The 12,501-nt window shown below is 58.3% G+C and carries 10 protein-coding genes; 3 read left to right on the top strand and 7 right to left on the bottom strand.

Translation table 11 applies throughout. The annotated features are described in order from the left end of the window. The 3 genes from ACRQEG_RS01840 to ACRQEG_RS01830 all read right to left on the bottom strand — a co-directional run. Positions 1–824, bottom strand: an 824-nt coding sequence (locus tag ACRQEG_RS01840) for a dihydrodipicolinate synthase family protein (protein WP_435733758.1), incomplete at its 3' end; no start/stop codon positions are given. 169 nt (positions 825–993) lie between these two features. Next, positions 994–2,451 (bottom strand): GntP family permease, encoded by a 1,458-nt coding sequence (locus ACRQEG_RS01835; protein WP_016442581.1) that lies wholly within the window; start codon positions 2,449–2,451, stop codon positions 994–996. 136 nt (positions 2,452–2,587) lie between these two features. After that, the gene (locus tag ACRQEG_RS01830; RefSeq protein ID WP_016442580.1) at positions 2,588–3,871 is read right to left on the bottom strand and encodes an enolase C-terminal domain-like protein; all 1,284 of its coding nucleotides are present in this window, start codon (positions 3,869–3,871) and stop codon (positions 2,588–2,590) included. 374 nt (positions 3,872–4,245) lie between these two features. Between ACRQEG_RS01830 and ACRQEG_RS01825 the strand changes: the two genes are divergently transcribed. Further along, positions 4,246–5,004 (top strand): IclR family transcriptional regulator, encoded by a 759-nt coding sequence (locus tag ACRQEG_RS01825; protein WP_016442577.1) that lies wholly within the window; start codon positions 4,246–4,248, stop codon positions 5,002–5,004. A gap of 28 nt (positions 5,005–5,032) precedes the next feature. Here the strand turns inward: ACRQEG_RS01825 and dnaG are convergent, their stop codons facing one another. The 3 genes from dnaG to dusB all read right to left on the bottom strand — a co-directional run bounded on the left by dnaG (position 5,033) and on the right by dusB (position 9,789). Beyond that, entirely contained in the window at positions 5,033–7,069 is a 2,037-nt protein-coding gene (gene dnaG / locus ACRQEG_RS01820) for a DNA primase (protein WP_320757823.1), read from the bottom strand. 89 nt (positions 7,070–7,158) lie between these two features. Continuing rightward, positions 7,159–8,409 carry a deoxyguanosinetriphosphate triphosphohydrolase gene (locus ACRQEG_RS01815; protein WP_320757824.1) on the bottom strand — a complete coding sequence of 417 codons (1,251 nt, stop codon included), beginning with the start codon at positions 8,407–8,409 and terminating at the stop codon, positions 7,159–7,161. 102 nt (positions 8,410–8,511) lie between these two features. Continuing rightward, on the bottom strand, positions 8,512–9,789 hold the full coding sequence (gene dusB / locus ACRQEG_RS01810) for a tRNA dihydrouridine synthase DusB (RefSeq protein WP_320757825.1): 1,278 nt from the start codon (positions 9,787–9,789) through the stop codon (positions 8,512–8,514). 287 nt (positions 9,790–10,076) lie between these two features. Between dusB and ACRQEG_RS01805 the strand changes: the two genes are divergently transcribed. Beyond that, positions 10,077–10,709, top strand: coding sequence for a DUF2382 domain-containing protein (locus ACRQEG_RS01805; protein WP_320757826.1), 633 nt, complete (start codon positions 10,077–10,079; stop codon positions 10,707–10,709). A gap of 100 nt (positions 10,710–10,809) precedes the next feature. After that, a complete protein-coding gene (locus tag ACRQEG_RS01800; protein WP_320757827.1) occupies positions 10,810–11,154 on the top strand; it encodes a PRC-barrel domain-containing protein in 345 nt (114 codons plus the stop codon). A 107-nt stretch (positions 11,155–11,261) separates the two neighbouring features. Here ACRQEG_RS01800 and ACRQEG_RS01795 read toward each other — a convergent pair whose 3' ends face one another. Continuing rightward, complete coding sequence (locus ACRQEG_RS01795; RefSeq protein ID WP_320757828.1) at positions 11,262–12,416, bottom strand: YibE/F family protein; 1,155 nt, start codon at positions 12,414–12,416, stop codon at positions 11,262–11,264. Between the last annotated feature and the right edge of the window lie 85 nt (positions 12,417–12,501).

The following is a 12,501-nucleotide window of genomic DNA, read 5'->3' as shown; positions in this document are numbered from 1 at the left end:
GCAATGAAAATATCACCGATCTCATACACCGCAGCCAAACGCGTAATCTTCCCCAACTCCGCGGCAGCGCCCGTAACATCCCCGGCCTCATACGCCGCATGCATCGCCGCAAATACCTCAGGAATCAAATTCGTCAGACCAGAGAGCACCCCGGCCCCGCCACACACCCGATTCCCAATGTAATACTCATCAAAACCAGAAAGCACCGCAAAATCCGCACGCACCTTCTTCACCTCACGAATCACCCGCCGCGTATGACTCTGAGTATCCACCGTATCCTTGAGCGCCACAATATTTTCGTGGCGGGCGGCCAGCTCAGCCACCAACTCCGGACTCAAATCCGCACCCGTACGCTCCGGGAAGTTGTAAAGCATCACCGGGAGCTGCGTTGCGCCCGCAACCGCGTCATAAAAATCAAGGGCCCGCCCATACGAATGCCCGAAATAGAAGGGCGGAAGAGCCACCACGCCATCCACACCAGCAACCTCAGCAGCCGCGACATTCTCCAGCACCTCACCCAGCCGCGCCGCGCTCACCCCGGCCAACACCTGGAAACGCCCCGCGGCCTGCTTGACCGCGAACTTCAAGAACTCGGCCTTCTCCTCAGTAGCAAAGGAGAAAAACTCCCCGATCGAGCCGAAGAAGAGCACCCCGTTGAGCCCGGACTCGGCAAGACGATCAATATGGGCGGCCATCGCCGGATAATCAATCGCACCCGAATCGTCGATCAACGTGACCGACGGGCAATACACACCAGAAAACATTCCAACCCCTTCCAGGTTTGGGCAAATAAAAGCTACCCATTTCCATGTCTCACGCATCATTGCGACTTGCTTCGAACGATAACAGGAAGAATGCGAATCCATACCCGCGCAAAACACTAGAAGACAATAAGTTGCCGTAGGAAACATCGCTGACCGGCGCGCTGAATCATTGAACACGCCGGCCAGCGATAGCCCTACGTTAGGACCAATTCAAATTATTGAATTTACACTACAACAGGAAGAGTCCAAGACCCCAAACCAGAACTAGCCCAACAATGGAGATCAAACATGTCATCACTGTCCAGGTCTTAAACATCTCGGGAAGAGTGAACCCAAAGTACTCTTTTACCAGCCAAAGGCCCGCGTCGTTTACGAAGGAGAAAATAAACGACCCAGCACCGATTGCAAGGACAAGAAGACCTGTTTGGATCGGATCATAAGCAAGTGCAGTGGCTGTCGGCTCCAGAATGCCGGCAGTAGTAATGGCCGAAACGGTCGAGGACCCTGTAGCCACACGCACGAACACCGCAATCACCCAAGCGATCAAGATGATCGATATATTTGTGTTTTCTACAAACTTAGTGATCATATCTCCAATGCCGGTATCAATCAGAAGGTTCTTGAAACCGCCACCAGCTCCGAGGATAAATACAATTCCAGCAATGGGACGTAACGATTTCCCGGCTTCATCGTTAAGCTTTTCCCACGGGTACCTTGTCGTAACGAAAAGCGTGAGAGATGCAAATACCAGTGAAATCAGAAGGGCAATCTCGGGATTCCCGATAAACTGCAAAATCTGAGCACCCATTTCCTTGGAATCGTGAAGGTCAGGGCGGACCATCATGATAATCGAAGTGATCAAGAGAAGAATGGCCGGCATGGTGACACAAAGCAAAGACAACCCGAAGGAAGGCTTACGACGGCCTTCAACACCGTCCTCTTTATCCGCCATAGCGAACGTGTCCGGTGCACCGCGCGGCACGATGCGCGTCGAGTACTTCGCGAACAGCGGTCCGCAGATAATAACAAGAGGAATAGCAAGGACAATGCCCATACCCATCGTGATGCCCATGGAACCATTCTCAAAGGTTTGGAGAGCGGCGGTGGGCCCGGGGTGTGGAGGAACGAGTGCCTGCATTGCACAGAGGCCCGCCAGGGCTGGCATCGCGATCATCATAAGGGGCATCTTAGATTTCCGCGTAACCATGATGATCACCGGAGCCATGATGATCAGTCCAACATCGAAGAACAGGGGCAACCCAATAAGAGACCCGATGAGAGCCATTGTCCAAGGGAGCATCTTGCGAGACGACTTCGAAATCAGAACGTCAACTAAAACGCCGGTTGCTCCCGTTACCATCAAAACCGCACCCAGCATTGCACCGATACCGACTAGAATACCGACACTTTTAGTGGTGTCTCCAAAGCCGTCAAGGAAGGCGTGGACGGTGTTCATCAGCCCGAACCCGGACCCAATTCCGGTAATCAGGGCCGCAAGCATAATCGCGAGGAAGGGGTGAACTTTCGCCCAGCTAACCAAAATAATGAGGATGGCAACGCCGGTTACGATACTAATGAGAAGTGCCGCCGGGTTAAGACTTACTTCCGGGATATCGCGAGCGAAAGGTAAAAGTCCCTGGGGTATTGAGCTTTGTAGCTGACTCACACCTACAAGTAAAGCATTCATCTATATTTCCTTTTTCTGACGAGTGCAGCGTCCGCACCGCCGCACGCGGGGAATCCAAATGGATTACCAATAGCAAGCAGCGACAGCTATTTATTTAGCCCGCGTGCGGCAGTGGAACGTGGTTTTCCCGGGAGAATTAGCCTCGGTAGAGGTACTTTTCAGCGGTTTCCTGAGTCATCTCAGCACCGTTGCCGGGAGCCGTTTGCGGCATATAGTTGCCATTCTTGATAACTGTCGGGTGCACAAAGTGTTCATGTTGGTTATCAACGTACTCAATCAACCGGTTCTCCATAGTTCCGGATACCGCGACATAATCAAACATCGCAAAGTGCGCCACAGCTTCGCATAGACCAACGCCGCCAGCGTGCGGACAGACAGGCTTATTAAACTTCTTGGCAAGCAGGTATTCGATGACCAGTTCCTGCGGGCCCGCAACACGGGTTGCATCAATCTGCATGATTCCAAACGCATTCATTTGGAGATACTGCTTGAACATGATCCTGTTCTGCATATGTTCGCCAGTTGCTACAGGAATCGGATTAATAGCGCGTGCAATGGTTGCGTGTCCCACCACATCATCCGGCGAAGTTGGCTCTTCAACCCATGCCAAATCGAAATCATGGAATTCATTAATCCAAGAAATCGCATCAGGGACGTCCCACACCTGGTTAGCATCAACAGCCAGCTTCACATCAGGACCAATAGCTTCGCGAGCCAAGCCAAGACGCCGAATATCGTCTTCGACGCGGCGCCCCACCTTCAGCTTGATAAGCTTGAACCCTTTTTCTTGAGTCTCTTCCTTACACAGCGAGACCATCTTTTCATCTGAGTAGCCTAGCCAACCCGCAGCAGTGGAATACCCGGGGTAGCCATTTTCAAGAAGGTTGGCAATTCTTTCTTGCTTACCACGCTGACCGTCCTTTAGAAACTCAATAGCTTCTTCCGGGCGAAGTGCATCAGAAAGATAACGGAAATCAAGGGTTGCGACCAACTCTTCCGGTTCCATTTCACCCAGCAGGCGCCACAGAGGCTTTCCAGCACGCTTGGCTTTAATATCCCAAAGCGCTGAGAGCAATGCACCGATAGCCATATGCTCCACGCCCTTCTCGGGACCAAGCCACCGCAGTTGGGAATCCCCTACGAGCAGATCCCACGCGAGTCGCATATTGTCGAGCAGCTCTTCAACATTACGCCCGACGAGCGTGTGAGCCATAGAGTTCATTGCCGCGCAAACGACATCATTTCCACGACCAATGGTGAACACAAACCCAACACCGATAATTCCATCATCAGCGTCAGTAGAAATCTCTACATAAGCCGACGAGTAGTCAGGGTCAGGATTCATCGCGTCCGAGCCAGAGAGCGTGTTAGATGTGGGGAATCGAAAATCGTACGTTTTTACGCCGGTAATCTTACTCACGAGTAAACTCCTTTGTTTTAGTTACCCACCGTGGAAGTTCCACGTCATGAACCCTAGTCCCATTTGGGGAACTATCCTAGGACCTTTTGCGACCAAGATTTGCACCCAGTGCGTAAAACTGCACAAATACGCGAGTTTAGAATTTAGGTATGACACACTTCACACATCCTCATAATCTCGCCAAAGCTACAGGAAATAATAATTTCAGAGTCAAAACGAATGCGGGGCGACTCTTCCCCCATGACTTTGAATCGTTTCCGGTTCCTCAAGGCTCCTTACGATGAGGAGGCGCACAAGCAACAGCCAACCATCTACAATTGAGTTCCATAAAATGGAACTGGTGGTCCGTATCAATCTAGAAGAAGGTTCTTCTCTTGAGTACCAAACAGAGCCCGAGCGCAGCCGATAAAACTCTCATTGTTCTTCAGGCAGCACTGCAACACCCCCGTTTTACCGACATCGTTAACGCGACCGGCCTGGCAAAATCTAGTGTGCATCGCCTTCTCCAAACTTTGGTGAAGTACGAGTTCATTGCGGTAAGCCCGGACGGAAACTATTACGCCGGACCGGCTGCTTTGTCACTCGCCGCAACAGCATTCGAAAGAATCGACATCTCTCAACAAACGAAACCCTACATCCAACAACTTGCCCGCGAAGTTGGGTGCCAAGTACACATTGGGGCGAGGAACGGTAAGGATGCCGTTTATGTTGCCATACAAGAAACTGATACCCCGTACCGCATACCATCACGAATTGGGGATCGGCTTCCTCTCCATTCAACTTCAATTGGTAAGTGTTTCCTCGCCGATGAAGAGGATGAGGCCATCATTCGTTACGTGGCAGAGATGCAACTCCCTAAACATACACCCCGAACTATTTCGACAACCGCTGAACTGATAAAAGAAATCGACACAGTTCGTGACCGTGGATTCGCTATTGACGACGAAGAGAATGTGCCCGGAATTCGGTGTGTTGCCGTCCCTATTCGCAACCATCTTGGACGTGTGAACCATGCATTATCAATCACGACTTTAACATTGGAGAAAAGCATGGATGAAGTCATTGCTTTGGTTCCCCAAGTTAAACAAACCGCAGCAAAGATCTCGCGTTCTCTTGGTGCTAAAGAATCCTGAGAATAATCAACAGAGTAGTTGGAGTTAGCTACCCCAGCTCCATCCGTTCCTCGCAGGTGCGACGCTGTGCCTCGAGTTCCATGAGGCGGGCGAAATGCTGCTGGTAGGCGGCGTCCTCCGGGTTGGTGCGCTGAAGCGCAGAGCGTACGTCCTCAATCTGGCGCAGCACACCCAAACGAATGAGCGCGAGGGCAATCCCCCACACGTAGTGCGGGAGGCGCTGCACATCGGTCTCCGGAAGCGGCTCGGCCGCGAGCTGGGAAATCACTCCGGCCAGCTCCGGGCCACCGGCCGCGAGCACCGCCTCCACATAAGCGGCGCTCGCCTGGGGCTCGGCATGTTCTACGTCCATACCTGCGCCGGTCAGCTGCGCGAAGCGCTCGGCGAATACCCGGGTTCCCCCCGCCGCCCGAATCGCCGTATGAATGGCGTGGTGCACCGGATGGGTGAAGGTATGCGGGGGCAGATTGTCCATCTCCGCCCGCGCTGCAAAAGCCGGAAGCTGAAGATAAATCTCCAGTGCGGCCCGCTCCACTTTTTCGGTAGGGTCACGCAACTGCGACACCGGTGGCAAGGTCACCGCCTGGTACGACGGCGCATTCCCCGGCTGCACCGCGACTCCCGCCTGCTGTGTACCACCCACCGCTAGCGCCCCCGGGGCATTCTCACTAGCCGCCTCGAGCACGGCACGCGCCTGGGCCCGCCCCTGACGCCCGGCCTCCGCCACCGCCTGGCGCACCACATGCTCATCCATACCGAGCCAGCCGGCCAGATTCCGGGTGTATTCCCCGCGCAGGACCCGGTCCCGAATTCCGGCCACAATCGGAGCGCTCACTCGCAGCCCGGCACTGCGTCCCTCCGCGGTGGTGAGGGGAAGATCCTCAATAAGAGAACGAATTGCGAATTCAAAGAGGGGCCGCCGCCCGGCGATCACCTCGCGCAGCGCCTCATCGCCGCGCTGGAGCCGCACATCGCAGGGATCTAGATTATCCGGCGCTATCGCCACATAGGTTTGGGTGGCAAAAGCCTGATCTTCCCCGAAGGCGCGCAAAGCAGCCTTCTGGCCGGCGCTATCGCCGTCGAAGGTAAAAATAACTTCCCCGCCGTAAGCCTTCCCGGAGGACAGCACCACCCCGGCGGCCGGATTGGCGCCGTCGCCCAAAAGCCGCCGCACGATTTTCACGTGCTCGGCACCGAAAGCTGTACCACACGTCGCTACCGCCGTTGTGATTCCGGCTAGGTGCGCGGCCATGACGTCCGTATAGCCCTCCACGATCACCACGGAACGCGAGGTCGCGATCTCCTTTTTCGCGAGGTTGAGGCCGTAAAGCACCTGCGATTTCTTGTAGATAGGAGTTTCGGGAGTATTGAGGTATTTCGGGCCGCGGTCATCTTCCCCGAGGCGGCGCGCCCCGAAACCGATAGGTTCGCCCGTAATGGAGAAAATCGGCCACATGAGCCGCCCGCGGAAACGGTCGTAAAGCCCGCGGTTGCCCCGGGTGGCCAGGCCCGCCGTTTCGATTTCCCGGTCGGAAAAGCCGTGGCTGCGCAGGTGCGTATAGAGCGCGTCCCAAGAATCCGGGGCGTAACCGCATTCAAAATGGTCAATGGCCGCCCGCTCAAAGCCGCGTTCAGTTAGCAAAGTGCGGGCCGGTGCCGCGGCCGGAGTATCGAATTGCGCGCGATAGAACTGTAAAGCTACCCGGTGGGCATCGATAAGGCGCCGCTTGGGGGGCTCCCCGGGCTTACGCTCACGCGCGCCCTCATAATGCAGCTCGATTCCAGCGCGCCGCGCCAGCAGCTCGACCGCCTCCACAAAGTCAATACTTTCAGCCCGTTGCACGAAAGCGAAAACGTCGCCGCCTTCCCCGCAGCCGAAGCAATGCCAGCGCCCCAGGTTCGGGCGCACGTGGAAGGACGGAGTTTTCTCATCATGGAAGGGGCACAGGCCTTTGAGAGAGTCCACCCCACCGGGGCGCAGGGCCACGTACTGGGAGGCGACGTCGTCGATCCGCACCGCGGCGCGCACCCGATCGATGTCTTCCCTTTTGATGAGCCCGGCCATGCCGCCTAGTCTAAGCGAGGCCGCGGCGCAGCGCACGTGAGGACCGTGCTGCTCCACGATTCACCACACGTGAGACTGCCGCCACAATCTCAGTGCCGCAGCATTCCGCACAGGTGCGCATGCCACTGCCGCGCCGAAAGATCGGTCAGCGAAGCAACCTGGTCAATCACCAGGCGTAGCCGCGCGTCCTTATCGCTACTGGCCCACGATTCCGCCAGGTGCGGCTCTAATTCGGCCGGGTTATCCAACAGTGCTTCAACCAGGTCAAAAATAATGGCCCGCTGCTCCACGTAATGCGGTTCGTGCTCGCGCGGAGCCATAACATAAGCCACCGCGATCCCTTTCAGGACCGTGATTTCGGCAAAAGTTTCTGGCGGTACGACGACGTTACCGTTGTAGCGCACCAATTTGCCGTGCCCGGACTGCGCCCAGGTTGCCTGACAGACAGCAGAAACAAAACGGCCAATGAGGTCGGAGGTGAGGTCTTTCATGCGGGCAAAATCACGGTAATTACCACCGAAGTGCACCGGCCAGGCTTCTTCGCGCAGCAGGCGGTCAAGAGCATCGGAAAGCTCGCCCGCGCTCGGTTCGCCATACCAGGCCAGGGTATCCTCCACGACTTTCTGGCGTTCGCCCGGATCGGTTAGGCATGAAGGGTCGAAGAATCCGCGGGCGATCGCGTCCTCGACATCGTGGACGCTGTAGGCAATATCATCGGCCAGATCCATGATTTGGGCCTCGACGCAGCGGTTATGCCCGTGCTCGCCGTGAATCCACTCGAAAACATCGGCGTCATCGCGATAGTAATTGAATTTCGGGGTTCCGCCCGGACCTTCGTTATTACCCCAGGGGTATTTGATCACGGCATCCAGGGTGGCACGGGTGAGGTTAAGACCGGCCGGGCGCCCGGTGCGGGTAGTACGTTTGGGCTCGAGGCGAGTGAGAATACGTAGAGTCTGGGCATTGCCTTCGAAACCGCCGATATCCGCGCCAACCTCCGCGAGGGCCCGCTCCCCGTTATGCCCGAAGGGCGGGTGGCCGAGGTCGTGGCACAGGCACGCGGTTTCCACGATATCCGGATCGCATCCGAAGTTACTGGCCAGCGAACGTCCGATTTGAGCCACTTCCAGGGAATGAGTGAGACGGGTGCGCACAAAATCGTCCGATTCAGGCCCGAGCACCTGGGTTTTCGCCCCGAGGCGGCGTAGCGCCGAGGAATGTAGCACCCGCGCGCGGTCGCGTTCAAAATCAGTGCGCGAACGGGATTTGGGTGGTTCGTGCACCCACCGTTCGCGGTCGTCGGGCCCGTACACTTCGGCCGCCCCAAATAAATCCGTCACAGCTAGAGGGTACCAAGCCTGCGGGCGGTGCGGTGGCGGCAAGCGGAGCGGTCGTGACGGGCGGAGCACCGGGCCTGAGGCAAGCACCGCGCCGGGGCTGGTTTAGCCGCCGGAAATATCGAGTTCGGCTTCGTGGATCCGGGCCGCTTGTTCCGGGCTAAGCTCGCGCGAATCGAGCCAGCCGTCGGGCAGATGCGGGCGCTTTTCCCCGCCGGCGCGCCCGCGTTTACCTTCCGCGGCCGCCGGATAAGGCTGATCCAAGTCCAGGGCCTGGAGGCGCTCGTGGAGTTCCTCCAGGGTGGAGACGAGCCCTAAGGAGTGGCGGGTTTCCCCGCCGACCGCAAAGCCTTTGAGATACCAGGTGATGTGCTTGCGCAGCTCTCGCATGGCCTTATTTTCGCTTCCGAAATGTTCCACGGAGAGGCGGGCGTGACGCTCGATCATCGCGGCTACTTCGCGCAGCGTGGGGCGGCGCTGGGCGCTGGCCCCGTGCATGAGGGCAGCCAAATCATAGAAAATCCAGGGCCGGCCCTGGCAGCCGCGCCCGACAGCCACCCCGGCGCAGCCGGTATGGGCGCGCAGCGCGGCGGCATCTGCGGCGTCGAAAACATCACCGTTACCGAATACGGGCAGCTCCGTGGAATCTACGAGCTCCGCAATAAAATCCCAATTCGCGTGGCCGGCGTAATGCTGGGCGGTGGTCCGCGCGTGCAAGGTGAGCCCGGCAATCCCGTAGTCTTCGGAGATGCGGGCCACGTCCCGAAAAGTTTCGTGAGCGGCGTCGATCCCGACCCGGAATTTCACCGTGATCGGTACTGCGTGATCGCGCCCGCGGTTCGCGGCGCTCGCTGCCTCGGTGGCCTGGCGCACCAGGTCCTCGTACAAATCAAGTTTCCACGGCAGTGCCGAGCCCCCGCCTTTGCGGGTGACTTTCGGGGCCGGGCAACCAAAGTTAATATCGATGTGGTCCGCGCGGTTTTCCTCGATGAGGAGCCGCACCGCGGCGGCCACCACCCTGGGTTCTACCCCGTAGAGCTGGATGGAGCGCACCGGATCGCTCGGATCGGGCTGGATCATGGTCATGGTTTCCGGGGTGCGTTCCAGCAGCGCCCGGGAAGTAATCATTTCGCATACCCACAGTCCGGCCGGGGCGTAAGAACCGGGTGCGTGGGCGTCCAGGGCCTGCTCTCCCGTATTACTGAAGGGTGCGCCTGGGGCACCGCTAGAGCCCGTCGCGCACCGGATTCCCGCTTCGGCTTCTTCACGGCAGAGCTGGCGGAAGGGCGGGTTAGTCACCCCGGCCATCGGCGCGAGCATGACCGGCGTAGCCAGAGTCAGATCGCCCAGCTGAATCGCCGGCCATGCGGCATTCTCCGCCATATGCTTCCCTTCGTCCTTTCTGCGTCATGGATGAGGGTACCGCACGACCGGGAGCAAGAGTTATTCCGTGAGCTAAACACCCAGCTATATGACCTGCATCACGGTAGGCTGCAAGAGAGCTCGTCAGAGTTCCCAGGCCGATTGCGTTCTTCCCGCACCGCCCACGCCGCGTGGGGACCAGGCTCTTCCGCCGTGGCTGGGAGGTAGGTGTCACCACTACACGTGAGCAGTTAGCTTCGGCTACCTGGCCTCGGTTCTACATTTTCTATCAGGAAGGCGCACCGCATATGGCCGCGAACAGGAATGTTCAGGATCTTCTGAACGCCACCGCATTTGATTCCCATAACGATAAGCTCGGCGGAGTGAAGGAGGTATTCCTTGACGCTAAAACGGGCCAGCCCTTCTTTGTGGAGGTGGGCTACGGGCTCTTCGGTATCTCCTCCAGCCTCGTTCCGCTGCGCGGTTCGCACCTCGAGGGTGAAGAACTCCACCTGGCGTTCGTCAAGGATGCGATTAAGGATGCCCCTGATGTCGACGTGGAACAGGGCATCACCCCCGAAGAGCAGGACCGCCTGCTCGCCCACTACCACCTTACGGATACGCGCGAGGGCGACCGCTACGCCACTGAGGTTTCGCCGGTCGGTGCTGGTGAGCCCCGCGCTGCCGCTGGCGCGCCGCCGGTCACGGCTAGCGGCGCTGCAGAAAGCACGCCCCGCACTGCGGCCGAGCATCCCGCCCCGGTTACTGCTACCGCTGATAATTCCGTGGTTCATTCTGAAGAGCGCGTCAATGTAGAGGAGGAAACCGTACCCGTTGAACGGGTATCTCTCCATAAGGATGTCGTGCAGGATACCGAAACGGTCTCCGAAGATAAGGCCAAGGAACAGATCGAAGACGAAACGGACCGCTCCACCAAATAGTAGGCTCGTGAGAAACCTGGTCTGCTCGGCAAACAACCAGGCAGGCATGTCAGCCGCGCAGGCACGCGAGCCGCGCAGCGAAGCTAGGAAAAGAGGAAGAATGGCCGAGGTAACCGTCCGCGACATTATGGATGCCACCGCTTATGACCGCTCCGAGGTGGAGATTGGGCCGGTGCGCGAGGTATTCCTCGATGACGCCAGTGGGCAACCCACCTTCGCCCTCATCGGGCGGGGATTATTCAATCTTTGCTCCGCCCTGGTCCCGCTGCGCGGTTCGCGCCTGGTGGAGGGCAAGCTCATCCTCTCGGTTTCCGCAGAAGCGGTGGCCAGTGCTCCGGCCTGGTCGGTGGAGGACGGCCTGACCGAGGACCAACAGCAGCGTATTTACGAACATTTCACCCTCACCGATATTGCCGACGGCAAGGAGCACGCCACTAACGCTTAGGGACCTGATCTCCACGGGGAAGCTGTTCTCCGAGGGGAACCTGCTCTCCACGGGAACCCGGTCGCCAACGTATCGCCTGCTGTTTGGCCGCAGCGGGAACCCACAAGCTAGGCGCTCACCCGATCTCGCGCCGGTGCCACGGGGGCGAGGAGCGCGGCTACCGCCGTCGTCAAAGGAATCGCCAGCACCAAACCAACGGAAGCGGCCAGGGTGCGGGTGATTTCCTCCGCGATCTGCTCCACCTGCATGAGGTCAAGGAAAGACCGCTGGTAAATCGAAGCAAGAATGAGAAGGGGCAGCGAAGCCCCCACGTAGGCAAAAGCCAGCGTGTAAACGGTTGAGGCAATATGGTCGCGCCCAATGGCCATCCCGCGGCGGATGAGGCGGCGGCGCGGCGTGCTCGGCGATTCGGCATGCAACTCCCAGATGGTGGAAACCTGGGTAATAGTGACATCATTGAGGGCACCCAGCCCAGCCAGAATAATGCCCGCCAGCAGCAGGGTACGCATATTGATACCGCCTAGGCTCCAGGAGAGCATCGCGGTTTGTTCCCCGCCCGTACCGCTAAGATTCTGCGCGCCCACCGCCCACACCGCCACCGCCGTGGTGATAAGAAGACCCAGGAAAGTGCCGATAATCGCGGTGGTGGTGCGGATAGAAATACCGTGTGCCAGATAAATCGAAGCGAACATCATCGCAGAAGCACCGGTGAGTACCACCGCGAAAGCATTCCCGCCGGCGGCCAGCGCCGGAATAATAAAGAAGCCGACCACCAGGAGGGATACCCCGAGGCCCGCGAGCGCCGCCAGGCCCTTCCAGCGCGCCACCACCACAATGACCAGCACGTACAGTCCAGCAAGCAAGGCCAGGGGCATCCCGCGCTCAAAATCAACGAAAATATGTGCGGTGCCCGAGGTAACCATGGCAGGGTTGAAACGGGCTTCGATCACATCCCCCACTTCTAACCCGGAGGCCACCACCTCGGCCGGGACGTGCACGGGAACGGATACGCCCTCCACTTCCATCTCCACCGGGGTCTGGCCCTGCGCATCCGTTTCCCCTACCGAGGTAATCGGCCCACTCACCATACTCACACCCGGAGAATTCAGCGGAATGGAGCCCACCGGGGACTCCCCACGCGGCCACAGCACAGCCAAGGCAATAGCGGTGAGAAGCGCGAGCGGAACAACAATAGCGGCAAGCAGGCGCCCGACCTTGCGGCGCACCCGCGCCGGGACCTCGATATCTGAATGATGATGCACGCCTTCAGGCTACCGGCCCACCGCCACGCGTGGGAGAAGCGCGCGTCCGGTCCCACGGGACGTGGCAGAATAGTACGCACGGAAC

The organism is Actinotignum stranguriae, from assembly GCF_051265215.1.
Lineage (GTDB): Bacteria > Actinomycetota > Actinomycetes > Actinomycetales > Actinomycetaceae > Actinotignum > Actinotignum schaalii_C.
Note: the sequence above shows the minus strand (reverse complement) of the source record. Positions and strands in the feature narration are given on the sequence as shown.